The 16,244-nt window shown below is 71.4% G+C and carries 8 protein-coding genes and 3 pseudogenes; 6 read left to right on the top strand and 5 right to left on the bottom strand.

The features are described 5' to 3' along the window. Nucleotides 1–4: 4 nt before the first annotated feature. Together RLT59_RS19475 and RLT59_RS19470 are read right to left on the bottom strand one after the other, a co-directional pair. Nucleotides 5–1,537: an MFS transporter gene (locus tag RLT59_RS19475; RefSeq protein WP_311304573.1), complete on the bottom strand. Its 1,533-nt coding sequence runs from the start codon at nucleotides 1,535–1,537 to the stop codon at nucleotides 5–7. 130 nt (nucleotides 1,538–1,667) lie between these two features. Then, a complete protein-coding gene (locus tag RLT59_RS19470; RefSeq protein WP_311304572.1) occupies nucleotides 1,668–2,753 on the bottom strand; it encodes a PucR family transcriptional regulator in 1,086 nt (361 codons plus the stop codon). Nucleotides 2,754–3,057: 304 nt separating this feature from the next. Between RLT59_RS19470 and RLT59_RS19465 the strand changes: the two genes are divergently transcribed. From RLT59_RS19465 to RLT59_RS19445, 5 genes and pseudogenes are all read left to right on the top strand, one after another. Continuing rightward, complete coding sequence (locus tag RLT59_RS19465) at nucleotides 3,058–3,717, top strand: hypothetical protein (protein WP_311304571.1); 660 nt, start codon at nucleotides 3,058–3,060, stop codon at nucleotides 3,715–3,717. Nucleotides 3,718–3,959: 242 nt separating this feature from the next. Beyond that, complete coding sequence (locus RLT59_RS19460; RefSeq protein ID WP_311304570.1) at nucleotides 3,960–6,059, top strand: flotillin family protein; 2,100 nt, start codon at nucleotides 3,960–3,962, stop codon at nucleotides 6,057–6,059. 87 nt (nucleotides 6,060–6,146) lie between these two features. Further along, nucleotides 6,147–11,117 carry a DNA repair ATPase gene (locus tag RLT59_RS19455; protein ID WP_311304569.1) on the top strand — a complete coding sequence of 1,657 codons (4,971 nt, stop codon included), beginning with the start codon at nucleotides 6,147–6,149 and terminating at the stop codon, nucleotides 11,115–11,117. Between the two features lie 252 nt (nucleotides 11,118–11,369). Beyond that, nucleotides 11,370–11,504 carry a hypothetical protein gene (locus tag RLT59_RS19450; protein ID WP_311304568.1) on the top strand — a complete coding sequence of 45 codons (135 nt, stop codon included), beginning with the start codon at nucleotides 11,370–11,372 and terminating at the stop codon, nucleotides 11,502–11,504. Beyond that, a pseudogene (locus RLT59_RS19445) lies at nucleotides 11,505–12,366 on the top strand (UDP-N-acetylglucosamine--N-acetylmuramyl-(pentapeptide) pyrophosphoryl-undecaprenol N-acetylglucosamine transferase). A 13-nt stretch (nucleotides 12,367–12,379) separates the two neighbouring features. Here RLT59_RS19445 and RLT59_RS19440 read toward each other — a convergent pair. The 3 genes and pseudogenes from RLT59_RS19440 to rfbB form a co-directional block, all read right to left on the bottom strand. Next, a pseudogene (locus RLT59_RS19440) lies at nucleotides 12,380–13,521 on the bottom strand (DegT/DnrJ/EryC1/StrS family aminotransferase). After that, the gene (locus RLT59_RS19435) at nucleotides 13,521–14,756 is read right to left on the bottom strand and encodes an ATP-grasp domain-containing protein (protein WP_311307783.1); all 1,236 of its coding nucleotides are present in this window, start codon (nucleotides 14,754–14,756) and stop codon (nucleotides 13,521–13,523) included. Before RLT59_RS19435 ends, RLT59_RS19440 begins: the two are co-directional and overlap by 1 nt. Next, on the bottom strand, nucleotides 14,746–15,777 hold the full coding sequence (rfbB, locus tag RLT59_RS19430) for a dTDP-glucose 4,6-dehydratase (RefSeq protein WP_311304567.1): 1,032 nt from the start codon (nucleotides 15,775–15,777) through the stop codon (nucleotides 14,746–14,748). Before rfbB ends, RLT59_RS19435 begins: the two co-directional genes overlap by 11 nt. A 78-nt stretch (nucleotides 15,778–15,855) precedes the next feature. Between rfbB and RLT59_RS19425 the strand changes: the two are divergent. After that, nucleotides 15,856–16,176: pseudogene (locus tag RLT59_RS19425) on the top strand (multiprotein-bridging factor 1 family protein); the annotation flags it as partial. Nucleotides 16,177–16,244 lie beyond the last annotated feature (68 nt).

Here is a 16,244-nt window from a genome sequence, read left to right as displayed (position 1 = left end):
GAGGTCAGGCCCGGACCGGATCGGACTCCTCTACCGGGTGCGGCTGCGGAACGCCCCGGCGGTAGAGGATCACCGTGACCAGGAGTCCGACGGCGAAGAAGCCGGCGGACCACCAGTAAGCGGTGGAGTAGCTCTCCAACTGGGACTGGGCGATCGCGGCCGGGGTCGGACGGCGGCCGACCAGGTAGTTGGTGGCCGCACTGGTGGCGAGGGTGTTCAGCAGAGCCGTACCGATGGAGCCTCCCACCTGCTGACTGGTGTTGACCATCGCGGAGGCCACCCCGGCGTCCCGGGCGGAGACCCCGGCGGTGGCCAGGTTCATCGCCGTGGCGAAGACCATGCCGAGGCCGAGGCCCAGGCAGAGCAGCGGTGGCAGCACATGAGCCGGGTAGCTGCTGTTCAGGTCCAGCGTGGTCAGCCACGCCATGGCGGCGGCCGCGATGCCCATGCCGAGCGGCACGATCGGTTTGGCCCCGAACCGGGGCACCAGCGCGTTGGTCGTCGTCACGGACGTCACGATCGTGACGGCGACCATCGGCAGGAAGGCCAGCCCGGTGGAGACCGGCGAGTAGAACAGGCTCTTCTGCAGGTAGTACGTGAGGAACAGGAAGACGCCGAACATCCCGCCGCCGGAGATGAACATCGCCAGGAACGACGCCGCGCGGTCCCGGTCCAGCACCACCCGCATCGGCAGCAGCGGATGCGCCGCCCGGGTCTGCCACCAGGCGAACGCCGCCAAGAGCACCGCGCCGGCCGCCAGGAATCCCCAGACGTCGGCCGAACTCCACGGATGCGTCTCGGCCCGGGAGAACCCGAATACGATGCAGAAGAGTCCGGCCGAGACCAGCACCGTCCCCGGGATGTCGAGCTTCGGGCGGTCGACCGGCGCGCCCGCGGTCAGCAGCCGCCAGCCGCCGACGAAAGCGACGAACGCGAACAGCAGGTTCACGTACAGGCACCAGCGCCAGTCCAGGTACTCCGTGAGCACCCCGCCCAGCAGCAGCCCCACCGCGCCGCCCGCGCCGGCGATGGCCCCGTAGATCCCGAAGGCCTTCGCCCGCTCCTTCGGGACGGTGAACGTGGTGGTGAGCAGGGAGAGCGCGGCCGGGGCCAGCAGCGCGCCGAACATGCCCTGGAGGGCGCGGGCCAGCACCAGGACCTCGAAGCTCGGGGCGGCGCCGCCGATCGCGGAGGCCACCGCGAAGCCGACCAGTCCGATCAGGAACACCACCCGGCGGCCTACCAGGTCCGCGATCCGGCCGCCGAGCAGCAGCAGCGAGCCGAAGGCGAGGGCGTACGCCGTCACGATCCACTGGCGGTTGCCGTCGCTGAAGCCGAGGTCCTGCTGGGCGGAGGGCAGCGCGATGTTCACGATCGTCGCGTCGAGCACCACCATCAGCTGGGCGAGCCCGATCACTCCCAGTACCCACCACCGGTGGGACGGACCGCGCACCTCCCCGTTCCTGTCCTTCTCGCCGTTCTCGGCAGGTTCCCGTGGCTCCCGTGATTCCCGTGGCTCACGCGCGTGTCGGGCCATGGTGCGGATCTCCCTCGTTGCGCACACCGCCGGATCCCCCGACTGATCACGCTAGGCGGAGGTCGGCCCGCCCGCATGCGGGGAGCGTCGCCGGCGAGGCGAGGGGGTGGCGGTCGACAGGATGGCGGTCTCACACCTCCTTCGCGGGCCAGTCCAGCAGCCGGGCCCCGATCACCGCCGTCTGGAGGGTGTAGCGGTGCATGGGGTCGGACGGGTCGGAGCCGGTCAGCTGGTGGATGCGCTCCAGCCGGTAGGTGAGGGCGCGCACGCTCAGCGCGAGGCGGCGGGCCGTCTCGGCGGCGACGCAGCCCGACTCGAAGTACACGGACAACGTCTTGAGCAGTGGCTCCGCCCCGCCCCGCGCCTCCTGGAGCGGCCCCAGCTCGCTGCGCACCAGATCGGACATCGCCTGTCTGTCCCGGGTCAGCACCGGGTAGACCAGCAGATCGGCGGAGTACAGCACCGGATCGTCCAGGTCCATCCGGTCGGCCAGATCCAGGGCGTCGAGCGCCTCGTCATACGACTGGACCACTCCGCCGGGGCCCCGGTGGGCGCGGCCGACGGCGACCCGGCCGCCGTCCGTCGCCGCGTGCGCCTGCTTGGCGAAGTACCTCAGGACGTCGGGCTGGCTGCCGGGCGCGATGCATATCAGCCGTCCGTCCTTCGTCGTGATGAGGATCTTCCGGCCGCTGAACCGGGCCAGCAGCGCCGATTCCACCTGCCGGGGCACGGCATCCGTCTCGGTGTACGCCTCCGGGCCCGCCGCCACCGCCACCGCGTGGGCGCGCGAGAGCCGCAGCCCGAAGCGCGTGGCCCGCTCCGCGAGCCGGCCCAGGTCGCTGCGCCCGTACAGCAGGTCGTCGATGAACTCCCGGCGGGCCGCCTCCTCCCGCCGTACGGTGAGCCGCTGGGCCCGCTCGAAACCCTCCGCGAACGCGTCGACCGCCTGTTCCGCCGCGGCCAGCACGCACTCCGTGACCGCCGCCACGGTGGCCGCCGTGGCGCCGGGAGCGGCGCCCGGCCAGGCGGTACGGGTCTCGGCCAGGTGCATGCGGACCAGGGCGCGCAGCTGGTGTCCCGCCTCCGCGGCCTGCCTGCCCAGGGACCGGCGGATCTCCAGCTCCTCCCGGGTGAGCCGCCGCCCGGTGACGGCCACATCGCCCAGGATCTGGGCGTACCCCTCCAGAAAGCTGTCGGGAATCTCCGGCTCAGGCACAGCCGACCTCCAGTTCTGATTCGTTGCTGACATTTACCCAACGCATACGGCCCGGTGCCGGTGCCCGGCATCGGGGACGGAGAAAGATTGCCGTACTCCGGCAATGCGACGGCCCGTCACCGGATGGCACGATCCAGTCAGCACCAACCGGGGGACCACGGGGGAAACACGGGGGTGCTACGGGGGACGGGGGACGACCCGGCTGCTGCGGTACCGCTCCGGCGGTACCGCAGCACCGCGGTCATCGCCGGACCGCGCGCAGACGCCGGCAAGTCCTGCCGGCGGGACGGCAGGGGGTGGAACGATGAGCGAGTTCCTGACAGCGACGTTGTCCTTCCCGGCCGTTCTCTTCGCCGCGGCGCTCGTCGTCGTCATCGCGTTCTGGCTGCTCGTGCTCGCCGGGGCCGCCGACCACCACGCGTTCGACGCGGACCTCGACGCCGATCTGGCCGGGGTCGGCGGTGTGCCGGTCACCGTCTCGGTGTCCGTCATGGTGACCGTCGCCTGGTTCGCCTCGCTGACCGGTTCGGTGCTGCTGCACCGCAGCACGGTCACCGGCACCCCTCGGGCCGCGCTCGCGCTCGGCATCCTCGTCGGCGCACTGCTGATCGCCTGGGCCGTGGTGCGGGTGCTCGTGCACCACTTCCGCCGCTTCTTCCCGGACCAGCCTCCACCATCGCGCCAGGACTTCCTGGGCCGGGTGTGCACGATCCGCACCGGTTCGGTCGGTCCGGACTTCGGCCAGGCCGAGGTCGCCTCGGCCGACGGGTCCACCGCGATCGTCCAGGTCAGGCAGTTGCGACCGGCCGACGCGGAGCTGACCTCGGGGAGTTCCGGGCTGCTGTACGCGTACGACGACGCGGGTGAGTTCTTCTGGGTCTCGCCGTACGACAAGGCGCTCGACCCGGGGCCGCCGCAGCCGCTGCCCGCGCACCGGCGCGCCGCTCCCGGCCCCACCGGCTGAGCCGTCCCCGCCGCGTTCGCGTACCGCGCGCCGCAGGGCCCGTCTCGGCGGCCCGTATTCACTGCACGTCGCCACTGCCCGTCTCCGCCGTACTTCCGTGCCGCGGATCCGTACCGCATGTCCGTACCGCGTCTCCGTGCCGGCTGTGTGTGCTGCCGCTACCCGCTCGACGGGGTGCTGAGCCGCGCGCCCCGCCTCCCCATGCCTCTCATTTTCCGTACCACCAGCCGCCAAGGACTGTCATGGAAGCCATCTCCTTGGGCCTCGGCCTGCTCATCGCCGTGGTCCTGCTCATCGCGATCGCCCTGCTGCTGATCGTCACCCGGCTCTTCCGCAAGGTCGAGCAGGGCAAGGCCCTGATCATCTCCAAGACCAAGAAGGTCGACGTGACCTTCACCGGTGCCGTCGTCCTGCCGGTGCTGCACAAGGCCGAATCGATGGACATCTCGGTGAAGACCATCGAGATCCGGCGCACCGGGCGCGAAGGCCTGATCTGCCAGGACAACATCCGCGCCGACATCCACATCACGTTCTTCGTACGGGTCAACAAGACCGTCGAAGACGTCATCAAGGTCGCCCAGGCCATCGGGACGGAACGGGCCAGCGACAAGATCGCGATCCAGGAGTTCTTCGCCGCGAAGTTCTCCGAGGCGCTCAAGACCGTCGGCAAGCAGCTGGACTTCGTCGATCTGTACACCAAGCGCGAGGAGTTCCGGGACCGGATCATCCGGGTCATCGGCACCGATCTGAACGGCTACCACCTGGACGACGCCGCGATCGACTTCCTTGAGCAGACGCCGATGACGCAGCTGGACGGCGCCAACATCCTTGACGCGCAAGGCATTCGGAAGATCACCGAGCTGACCGCGATCGAGCACGTGCGCACCAACGAGTACCAGCGCACCGAGCAGAAGGAGATCACCCGCCAGGACGTGGACGCCCGGGAGACCATCCTGGAGCTGGAGCGCCGCCAGGCAGAGGCCGAGATCAAGCAGCGCCGTGAGGTCGAGACGCTGCGTGCCCGCGAGGAGGCGGTGACCGCCCGGGTCCAGGAGGAGGAACGCCTCGGCGCACAGGGCGCGTTCATCAAGACCGAGGAGCAGCTCGGCATCCAGCGGGAGAACCAGGCGCGGGAGATCGCGGTCGCGCAGAAGAACCGCGAGCGGGTCATCACGGTGGAGAACGAGCGCATCGAGAAGGACCGGATGATCGAGGTCATCGGGCGCGAGCGGCAGACCGAGCTGAACCGGATCGCCGCGACGAAGGAGGTCGAGGCCGAGCGCCGCGAGGTCGCGGACGTGATCCGGGAGCGGATCGCGGTGGACCGCACGGTCGCCGAGCAGGAGGAGTCCATCAAGACGCTGCGGTCCGTCGAGGAGTCCGAGCGCACCCGCAAGTCCGTGATCATCGCCGCCGAGGCGGAGGCGCAGGAGCTGCTGGTCAAGGACATCAAGGCGGCCGAGGCCGCCGAGGCGTCCGCCACTCACCGGGCGGCCGAGCAGCTCACGCTCGCGGAGGCCCGGCTGAAGACGGCGGATCTGGACGCCCGCGCGAAGCTGCGGCTGGCCGAGGGTGTCCAGGCGGAGTCGGCGGCACCCGGTCTCGCGGATGTGCAGGTGCGGGACGCGGCGGCCGAGGTCATCGAGAAGACCGGCCTGGCCGAGGCCGAGGCGACGTCCGCCCGGCTCCGGGCAGAGGCGGAGGGCGCACGGCTCAAGGCGCTGGCCGAGGCGGAGGGCACGCAGGCCCAGGCGAGCGCCGACGCGGCGATGATCGGCGAGAAGCTGAAGGCCGAGGCGGCGGGGCTCACCGACAAGGCGGCTGCGATGGCGGCGCTGGACGACGCTTCGCGCGGGCACGAGGAGTACCGGCTGCGTCTTGAGGCGGAGAAGGAGATCCGGCTCGCGGGCCTCGATGTGCAGCGGCAGGTCGCCGAGGCGCAGGCGACGATCGTGTCGGCCGGGCTGGAGAACGCGGACATCGACATCGTCGGCGGGGAGTCGGTCTTCTTCGACCGGCTGGTCTCGTCCATCTCCATGGGCAAGAGCCTCGACGGCTTCGTCGGGAACTCGGACACGGCGAAGGCCCTCGCGGGGCCGTGGCTGAACGGCACGTCGTCCTTCACGGACGATCTGACGAAGGTGCTGGGGTCCGTGTCGTCGGGTGACGTGCAGAACCTGACGGTGTCGGCGCTGCTGATGCGGATGATGTCCGCGCCGGGGGCGGGCGGTGTGGGCGCGGACCAGGTCCGCGAGCTGCTGGAGCACGCCCGCGCGCTGGGCCTCGCGGACCTGCCGCTGAACGGGGTCGCGGCCGCGCGCAACGGTACGCCGGTCTCGTAGCCGGAGTCGGTGTCCTCCATCGCCGGACGGGCTTGATCTCCGCCCTCCGCGCCGTACATTCGCCCACCCCGTAAGGAGCCGCACCGCATGGACACCGGAACCCCGCCGCCCCCGGTCGGCCCCGTGGAGGCCGGGGCCTACGACGTGCTGCGGAGGCGGCTCGCCGCACAGGCCACCGAGCTGACCCGCAGGGCCGAGGCGCTCAACTCCCGCCGTACCGAGGAGTTCGGCTCCACCGCCCTGCGGCTGCTCGGCGGCAACGAGCAGATCCGTACCGAGCAGCCCGCCACCCCCCGCGATCTCGTCGCGGTCGGCGGTCAGCTGTTGTTCGGCTTCCAACGCGGACCGGGGCGGCGCGACGAGCCCGCCGTCGACGACGTACTCGCGCTGTACGACGCCGAGCTGGCCCCCGGCACGGACCCGCTCCTCACCGACGAGGCGTTCGTACGCGAGTTCGACGGGCTGCACCGCTACTACCGGGACGCCCGCCTGCTGCGGCTGCGCCGTACCGAAGGACGGCTCCTCGCGGTGTTCCGGACCGGCGAGAGCGCGAAGGACATCCGGGTCCTGCGCTGGGCGCTCAACGCGGACGGCTCGCCCGGCGCGTTCCTGGACGCCAGGGGCGAGCGGGACCACGTGTTCCCGCCGTCGCACGACTTCACCTGGACCGTCGCCGGGCGCGAGGCCCACATCATGGGCCGGCACCCGCACATCGCGATCGGGGGGACGGGCGACGGCGGCGACGCGCGGCTGTTCGTCTCCACCCTCGGCGGTTACCTCACCGTCAAGACCGACAACGACACGGACACCCCGGACGGGATCCATCAGGAGCCGGTCACCGAGCCGCTCCAGTCGCTCGCGGACGCCGAGGTCGAGTACGCCGAGCTGGGCCCGCTGGTCCTGCTCCGGGTCCGTCCGTACAAGGAGGAGGCCGCCCGCCACCTCGTGTTCAACGCGCTCCTCGGCACGGTTCGGCGGCTGGACGGTATCGGTCCGGCCTGCCACCGGCTCCCCGAGGACCAGGGGATCATCTTCCCCGGCGGCTTCTACCTGACCACCGGCGTCGCCAAGACGTTCGACATCGCGCGTCCGCTCACAGAGCCGGTCTTCGAGGGAGCCGTCCGCTCCCCCAACGGCGAGGACGTGCTGTACGCGTTCCGCTCCGGGGACGGGGACGACGGCCGCAGCCTGCTGCTCCCGTACAACGTGATCCGTCAGGAGGTCGCCACCCCGCTCCAGGGCCGGGGCCACGCCCTGCTCGACGACGGGACGCTCGTCCTCCTGCGGGACCCGGTGGAGGGCCCGGACGCCGGACCGGCGCGGGTCCACCTCCTCCAGCGCTGGCAGACGCCGTACGTCTCCGACACCTACGCCGCCTCCCGCCCCGCCGGCACCGGCCCGCTGGCCCGGATCGGCAACGCGGACCTGGTGCGCGGCATCTCCGACTGCCTCGCGCTCGCGCACAGCGCCGGTGAGACCACCCCGACCGGCGCCGTCTACGCACAGCTGGTGGCGGACTGCGGCCGTGCCACGGACCGCTACCACTGGCTCGGGGACAGCGAACTCGAAGACCTCGCCGAGCCGTTGACCGCCCTCCGCGACACCGCTCAGCAGGTCCTCGCGGAGTTCGAGGGCGTCCAGGAACTGACCCGGCAGGCCGCAGAGGCGCTCGACGCGGGCGCGGAGCGGATCAGCGCCCTGGTGCGCCGGGTACGCGGCGAGGCACCGCGGTCCGCCGCCGACTGGGTGACCCGGCTCACCGAACTCCGGGGCGCGCACGGCCACCTGGCCACCCTGGGCGAGATGCGGTACGCGGACACCGAGATCATCGCGGAGCTCGCCGCCACCACCGCGGACGACCTCGCCTCCGCAGGGCGGCGGGCGGTCGCGTTCCTGGCCAGGGACGACGCGTTCGCCGGCTACCACGAGGACATCGCCCGCCTCACCGAGGAGGCGTCGGCGCTCGCCACCGTGACGGACGCAGCCGCGCTCGGGGACCGGCTGACGGCGATGACGGACGGGCTGAGCACGGTCACGGACGTCGTCGCCGGGCTGGACATCGGTGACGGCGTGGTCCGCACCTCGATCCTGGAGCGGATCGCGGAGGTGCTCGGCGGGGTGAACCGGGTCCGTGCCGTCCTGGACGCCCGCCGCCGCGAGCTCCTGGACCACGAGGGCCGGGCCGAGTTCGCCGCCGAGTTCGCCCTGCTGGGGCAGGCGGTGACGGGCGCGCTGGCCGCCGCCACCACACCGGAGGCCTGCGACGAGCAGCTCGCGCGGCTGCTGCTCCAGCTGGAGAACCTGGAGGCGCGGTTCACCGAGTTCGACGACTTCCTGACCGCGCTGGGTGAGCGGCGGACGGAGGTGTACGAGGCGTTCTCGGCCCGCAGGCAGACCCTTCAGGACGCCCTCGCCCGCCGTACCGAACGCCTCGCCCAGTCCGCCGCCCGGGTGCTGGACACGGTCTCCCGCCGCAGCGCGGCGCTGCCCGACGTGGACGCCGTCCACACCTACTTCGCTTCCGACCCGATGGTCGCCAAGGTCCGCCGCACCGCCGCCGAGCTGCGCGAACTCGGTGACGCGGTGAGGGCGGAGGAGCTGGACGGGCAGCTGCTCGCGGCCCGCCAGGAGGCAGGACGGGCGCTGCGCGACCGCAGCGAGCTGTACGCGGACGGCGGGGCCACCGTCCGGCTGGGCCGGCACCGGTTCGCGGTGAACACCCAGCCGTTCGATCTGACGCTGGTCCCCCAGGGCGACGGGCTCGCGTTCGCCGTCACCGGTACGGACTACCGGATGCCGGTCACGGACCCGGACTTCGCCGCGACCCGCCCGTACTGGGACCAGCAGCTGCCCTCCGAGTCCGCGTCCGTCTACCGGGGTGAGCACCTGGCCGCCCGGCTGCTGGCCGAGCACGACGCGGACCGGCTGGCCGGGCTGGACCCGGCCGAACTCACCTCCCTTGTCAGGGAGTCGGCGGCAGACGCGTACGACGAGGGGTATCAGCGCGGTGTCCACGACGAGGACGCCACCGCGATCCTGACCGTGCTGCTGCGGCTGCGCGCCGGGGCCGGGCTGCTGCGCTTCCCGCCCGCCGTCCGGGCCGCCGCCCAGCTGTTCTGGGCGCACGGCACGGACGAGGGCCGGCGGACCTCCTGGACGCTGCGGGCCCGTTCGCTGGCCCGCGCCCGCGACACCTTCGGGCTCGCCCCGGCCGTCGCCGCGCTCCAGGAGGAGTGGGCAGGGGCCATCGGGGGCGAGGGGGCGCGGGCCGTCGCCGGGTACCTCTTCGAGGAGCTGACGAGCGGCCCGGAGGGGTTCGTGACCAGCGCCTCGGTCCGTACCTTCCTGGACAAGTTCCGCCGCACGACCGGCACTTCGGCCTACGACGAGGATCTCGCGGCGCTCGGGGACGATCTGCCGGCCCGCCGCCAGCTCGTCGAGGGCTGGCTCGCCTCCTACTCCCGCGCGAGCGGCGCGGAGCTGGACGCGGGCTATCTCGCGGAGGCCGTCGCCGTGGAGCTGTGCCCGGAACCCGCCGTCCGCCGGTACGAGGGCGAGGCCCCGCTCACCGCGACCGTGGACGGCCTCCTCGGCGTCCACCCGCGCATCGACCGGGGCAGGCTGCCGGTCCGGATCGACGAACTCCTCTGCCGTACCGATGAGTTCCGCGACATCACCGTCCCCGGCTTCCGCGCCTACCAGGGCAGGCGCACCGCACTCGCCTCTGCCGAGCGCGCCCGGCTGCGGCTGGACGACCACCGGCCGCGCGTGATGTCGGCGTTCGTCCGCAACCGGCTGCTCGACGAGGTGTACCTGCCGCTGATCGGGGACAGCCTCGCCAAGCAGCTCGGCACGGCGGACGCCGACCGGCGCACGGATTCGCAGGGGCTGCTGCTGCTCGTGTCGCCGCCCGGCTACGGCAAGACGACGCTGATGGAGTACGTGGCGGACCGGCTCGGCATGGTCCTCGTCAAGATCAGCGGCCCGAACCTCGGCCACGACGTGACGTCGCTGGACCCCGCGCAGGCGCGGAGCGCGACCGCGCGGCAGGAGATCGAGAAGATCAACTTCGCGCTTGAGGCGGGCAACAACACCCTGCTCTACCTCGACGACATCCAGCACACCTCACCGGAACTGCTCCAGAAGTTCATCCCGCTCTGCGACGCCACCCGCCGGATCGAGGGGGTGCGGGACGGTGAGCCGCGCAGCTACGACCTGCGGGGCAAGCGGTTCGCGGTGTGCATGGCGGGCAACCCGTACACCGAGTCGGGGGAGCAGTTCCGGATTCCCGACATGCTCGCCAACCGGGCCGACGTGTGGAACCTCGGCGAGGTGCTGAGCGGCCGGGAGGACGTCTTCGCGCTGAGTTTCGTGGAGAACGCACTGACCGCGAACCCGGTACTGGCCCCGCTCGCCGGACGCTCCCGCGAGGACCTGGCGCTGCTGCTGCGGCTCGCCGCAGGCACCGAACCCGCCTCCGCCACGAGCCGGTTGCAGCACCCGTACGTGCCCGCGGAGGTGGAACGCGTCGTGGCCGTGCTGCGCCATCTGCTCACCGCCCGGGACACCGTCCTCGCGGTCAACGCCGCCTATATCGCCTCTGCGGCGCAGACGGACGCGACGCGCACGGAGCCGCCGTTCCGGCTCCAGGGCTCGTACCGCAACATGAACCGGATCGCGGAGCGGATCGTGCCCGTGATGAACGACGCCGAACTGTCCGACGTCATCGACGACCACTACGCGGGCGAGGCCCAGACGCTCACCACCGGCGCGGAGGCCGCCCTGCTGAAGCTCGCGGCGCTGCGCGGCACCCTCGATCCGGAGCGGGCCGCCCGCTGGTCCGCGATCACCGCCGGATACGTCCGCAGCCAGGCGCTCGGCGGCCCGGACGGCGACCCCGTGACCCGTGCGGTGGCCGCGCTCGGGCTGCTCGCGGACCGGATCGCGGCGGTGGAGACGGCGATCAGCCGGGCGGCCGATCCCCGCCGGCTCCTCGCCCGGCCACCGTCGGTGACACCGGGGACTCTCGGGGCCACTGACCCCGGCGATCACCAGTAGGGCATAGTCGTGTTGGTGCGCGGTCTGGAATGTCGCGGTGACAGGTGGGGCAGGGGCCGGTCCAGATCGCGAGGAGAGTCTGCGGTTCGCGGACGACTCGGTAGAGGCTCAGGCCGACGCCGTCTCCTTTCGCCGCGTCCCACAGGCTGGAAGTGCCGAAGCGGGCCAGGGCCTGCCGGTTTCCGGGTGTGTCCGCACCGGATCCGCCGGAACGGGACGTTATGAGTGCGGGTTGCCAGTAGCGTGCGCCGGATGAACAGTCCTTCCACCAGTCCTCGCGCCTTCCGTCTGATCGTCACGGGCGGCCATACGTATCCCGCTCTGACAGCGATCCGTGCGTTGCAGGAGCGGCTGGCCGGTGACGGCCGGTCGCTCGATGTGCTGTAAATCGGGACGCCTGACGGCCTGGAGGCGCGGGTGGCACCGGCGGAGGGCATTGCCTTCACCACGGTCGCCACCGGCAAGATCCGGCGCTCCAGCAATCCGCTGAAGATGCTGAGCCCGGCCAATGCCCGGGACATGGCGCGCGTGCCGCTGGGCGTGGCCCAGGCCCGGAAGATCATCGCGGAGTTCCGGCCCGATGTGGTGCTCGCGACGGGCGGGTATGTGGCCGTCCCCGCTGGGCTGGGCGCCCGACTGTGCCGACGCCCTCTCGTGCTCCACGAGCAGACCGTGCGCCTGGGACTGGCGAACCGGAAGCTGGCGGGCTCGGCGACGAGGATCGCGGTGTCGTCGGAGTCGACGGTGGCGTTGCTGCCGGAGTCGGTCCGGGGCGCTGCCGTCGTGACGGGTGACCCGGTGCGCCCAGATGTGTTGTCGGGGCATCCGGACAAAGCCGTGGCGGCGCCACGTGGCCGGGCTTCCGGCGGAGTTGGCAAGCCGGTACCACCTCGCCGGGTTCGTGGGTGCGGAGCTTCCTGACGTGCTGGCGCTGGCCGACGTCGTCGTCTCGCGCAGCGGGGCCGGGACGCTGGCCGAGCTCACCGCGCTGGGCAAGCCGGCCGTGTTCATCCCGCTCGCGACCTCGGCCGGGAACGAACAGGCACATAAAGCCCGGCACTTGGCGGAGGCCGGGGCGGCTGTCGCACTGCTCGGCGAGGTGACGGAGGCGGCTCTGCGTGAGGCGGTGGGCCCGCTCCTCACGGACCTCGGCCGGCGGGATGCGATGGCGGAGCGGGCGCGGGCGCACGGAAGGCCGGACGCGGCGGCCAGGCTCGTGGACGTGATCCTGTCCGCCGCGTCCGGCTGACCGGGGCGGGGTCTTACGCGAGGCGGCCGATGTGCCGCTCAGCTCTCACCGTCTCGATGGCCTGGCCGAGGACAGCCACCACGTGGGCGATGTCGTCTTCGGTCAGGTGCTGGTGGAAGGGCAGGCTCAGAATTTCCTGCCCGGCCTTCTCAGTGACGGGCAGTGCCCGCCGCCAGGGCGCGAACGCGGGCTGGAGGTGGTTGGGCGGGTAGTGGACGCCGACGCCGATCCCCTGGGATCGCATCTGCTGGAACACCTGGTCGCGTGGGGGGACGCGGACCTGGCACAGGTGCGGTACTGCCGTCTGCGGGCCGACGTCGACGAGCGTCACACCCTCCAGAGGGCCCAGGGCGTCCCGGTAGATGCACCACATGCGTCGCCGGGTCTCTACGGTCGTGTCGAAGTTGTCGAGTTGGGCCGGGCCGATGGCCGCGTTGATGGCCGACAGCTGGTAGCGCAGCCCGAATGAGTCGACCTGGTAGGTCGTGGTGTTCGTGCGTTCGGTCTGGGACTGGGTGACGCCGAGGAGCCGAAGCCGGCGGATCGTGTCGGCTTGCTCCGAGGTGCGCGGGATGACCACACCGCCCTGGCCGCAGGTGAGGTTCTTGATCGGCCCGAACGAGAAACAGGTCAGGGTCGCTCCGGTGGCGCCGACATGGCGGGTGCAGTTGTAGGACCCGAAGGCGTGGGCTGCGTCTTCGATGACGGCGATCCCTCGCTGTGGATGGAGCCGAGGTCTACGGCTCGGCCGCCGAACAGGACCGGGATGACGGCGGCCGTTTCCGCGGTGACTGCCTCCAGGACGAGCTGGTGGTCCACGCACAGGGTGACGGGGTTGATCTCGATGAACCGCGGGGCGGCGCCGACGGCCAGGATCGCCTGGACCGTCGCGCAGAACGTCATCGAGGGGACGATCACCTCGTCTCCGGTACCGACCCCGGCGGCGAGCAGCGCGGTGTGCAGAGCCGCGGTGCCGGAGGCGACGGCCACGGCGTCGTCGACGCCGAGGAACACGGCGATCCTGCGCTCGAACTCCTCGGTGACCCCGGTGTGCCCGTACTGGCCGGACTCCAGGACCTGGGCGACCGCCGACGCCTCCCGTCCGTAGAGGTAGGGGCTGGCGTTGCGCCGGGCATCCGGCCTTGACGAGTTCATCATGACTCTCCCTTCGCCACCGTGACCGGTCGGACGATCGGTCGAACCAGTGCGCCGGCCGTCTCCAGAGCCAAGGACACGTCCGCAACGGACGGCCCGGCAGCGACGACCATGCCGATCTTGTGGCCGGACTGGTCATGCGGCCGTACAAGGTCACCCGGCTCGGCGTACAGCACGACGTCGGTGATGCCGGGAACGCTGCGGGCTGCGACGACGCCGTCCCACGCGACCAGCTCGCCGTCCGTGACGAGCTGTGATCCGACCAGTTCCACCGCCGCATGCTCGTTGCGCGTCGCCAGCAGGTGGCCGTCCAATGGCTCGCCGAGCGTGAGTGCGACGAGCGCGCCCACCACGTTCACGCCATAGGCGGCGGCGAGCAATCGCGGGATGCTGTCGCCGCTGAGACGCGGATCGGCTTCGATGATCCGCGCCTGACCATCTGCACCGAGGACAAGGTCGAAGTTCGCTGGCCCATCGACAATGCCCCATGCACGGCACAGCCGTTCAGCACTCGCCTCAAGGTGATCGTCCTCCTCCGGCGACAGCTGCACCGTGCAGATCCGCCTGACGACGGACCCGGCGACGAACTCCAGCTCCTTGACGCAGGTCATCATCGACCTGCCGCCCCGCAGAAAGAGGTCAATGGTCAACTGCCGGCCCTCAACGCACTCCTCAGCGATCACGGTCTGAGAGGCGGAGTAGACACGGGCATGGGCGACTGCGGCCGGCAGGTCGTCAGGGTGCGCGACGAGGGTGACGCCCTTGCTTCCCGACCCGTCGACGGGCTTGACCACGAGCGGGAGGGGCAGCCCGGCCGCCTTCGCGACGACCTCATCCGGGTCGCTCGACGCGACCCACCCGTAGTCGGTGATGCCACAGGACGCGACAGCCGCATGGAACGCGGCCTTGTCGAGACCCGCGAATGCGTCCTTCGGGTACACGTAAGGGGCGTCGTACCGCACGCCCAGGGTGTGCCAAGTGGCCAGCGCGGCGTCGCTCGCGCCGCCTACGATCCCGGCGGGGCGTACGTCGCCCAGCGCATCGACAATGGCGCCGGCGTCCCGGGTGGAGATCTCAAGGGCCGCGTCGGCGAACGGGAACGCGGGAGCATCCGCGCGCATGTCCACCGCGATGGTCGGCATCCCGCGACGGCGCGCCTCCTCGTAGAGCGGGATGTGCTCCTGCGACGCGCCGAGCACAAGCAGCGCGTTCTGTGGCAACGGGTCACACGGCATGGTGGTCACGCTCCTGCCTCGGGGCCGCGATGTGGACTGCGGGCATCGGCGCCTGCGGGTTGCGGGAGAGCGGGGCCCAGCGGTCCGGGTTGTTGCGGTACCAGTCCGCGGTTTTGACGAGCCCCGTGCCGAAGTCATGGGTGGGCCGGTAGGCGAGTTGGTCGGCGATCTTCGTCCGGTCCATCGCGTAGCGCAGGTCATTGCATCGCCGGTCGGGGACGTAGGTGACCGCGTCCCAGTCGGCGCCGCAGATGCGCAGGAGTTCGCCGGTGAGGTCACGGCCGGTCAGGTCGGTGCCACCGCCGGTGTTGTAGATCTCGCCCGGGGTGCCGCCGCGCAGGACGAGCTCGATCGCGGCGCAGTTGTCCTCGACGTGGAGCCAGTTGCGTACGTGCTGGCCACGGTCGTGAAGGGTGACGGGCCGGCCCCGCAGGAGACGGATCACGAACAGCGGGATGATCTTCTCGGGGTGCTGGTAGGGCCCGTAGTTGTTCGAGGAGCGGGTCACGCACAAGGGGACGCCGTACGTGCGGTGGTAGCTCAGAGCGACGAGGTCACTGGCCGCCTTCGACGCGGCGTAGGGGACGGTGGGGCGCAGCGGGTCGTCCTCTGTCGCGGCGCCTTCGAGTAGCGGCCCGTACACCTCGTCCGTGGAGACGTGCACGAACTTCTGGATGCCGTGGCGCATGGCGGCGTCGGCGAGCGTCTGGGTGCCGAGCACGTTCGTGGTAGCGAACGTGCCCGCCTTGAAGAACGAGCGGTCGACGTGGGACTCGGCAGCGAAGTGCACGATCGCCGTGTGGCTCTGCACCAGCTGGTCGGCGAGGTCGGCATCGACGATGTTGCCGTGAACGAAGGTCAGTCTCGGGTCGAGGAATGCCTTGCCGAGGTTCTCGATGTGCCCTGCGTAGGTGAGCGCGTCGAGGACGGTCACCTGGGCGACGTCGTCGGCTTGCAGGATGCGCTTGACGAAGTGCGCGCCGATGAATCCGGCCCCGCCGGTGACGAGCACTTTGTCCATGGGTTGCCTCCGGTGGGGGTGCGAGCAGCGAGGCGGCTGGGTACGCCGTCGGTCTGCCAGGCCACCATCCCGGCCCCGATGCCATGTGCGGGACGGCCCGGGGCTCATCCGCACACGGTGTGCGGGGCCCGCACACCGTGTGCTTCCGCGCGCCCTGCCGCCGGGTGGGCAACGGCGCTACGTTCGTTGGCCCCGTCGCCGCAGGAGGTACCTATGGGCACGACGACCGGGCCCGACGTCGGAGCCATCGTTCGCGGCGCCCGAGCCACTGCCCGGATCACACAGACGCAGTTAGGCGCGGCATGCGGGTACTCGGCGTCGGCGATCTCGCGGATCGAGGCGAACAAACTGAGGCCGGAGCACTCCGCGATGCTACGTATGTGCGAGGTGTTGGGCATCCCACCCGAGCGGATGCGTGGTTCCGCTGTTCCGGATGGGGCGGCGGTCGCTACGGTGACGGTCGTGGG

This window comes from Streptomyces sp. ITFR-6, from assembly GCF_031844725.1.
Lineage (GTDB): Bacteria > Actinomycetota > Actinomycetes > Streptomycetales > Streptomycetaceae > Streptomyces.
This window is presented reverse-complemented; position numbering and strand designations above follow the sequence as displayed.

Coding starts and splice junctions, on each gene's coding strand:
- RLT59_RS19475 (WP_311304573.1), bottom strand. CDS start 1,537: ATGGCCCGACACGCGCGTGAGCCACGGGAATCACGGGAGCCACGGGAA.
- RLT59_RS19465 (WP_311304571.1), top strand. CDS start 3,058: ATGAGCGAGTTCCTGACAGCGACGTTGTCCTTCCCGGCCGTTCTCTTC.
- RLT59_RS19460 (WP_311304570.1), top strand. CDS start 3,960: ATGGAAGCCATCTCCTTGGGCCTCGGCCTGCTCATCGCCGTGGTCCTG.
- RLT59_RS19455 (WP_311304569.1), top strand. CDS start 6,147: ATGGACACCGGAACCCCGCCGCCCCCGGTCGGCCCCGTGGAGGCCGGG.
- RLT59_RS19450 (WP_311304568.1), top strand. CDS start 11,370: ATGAACAGTCCTTCCACCAGTCCTCGCGCCTTCCGTCTGATCGTCACG.
- RLT59_RS19435 (WP_311307783.1), bottom strand. CDS start 14,756: ATGCCGTGTGACCCGTTGCCACAGAACGCGCTGCTTGTGCTCGGCGCG.
- rfbB (WP_311304567.1), bottom strand. CDS start 15,777: ATGGACAAAGTGCTCGTCACCGGCGGGGCCGGATTCATCGGCGCGCAC.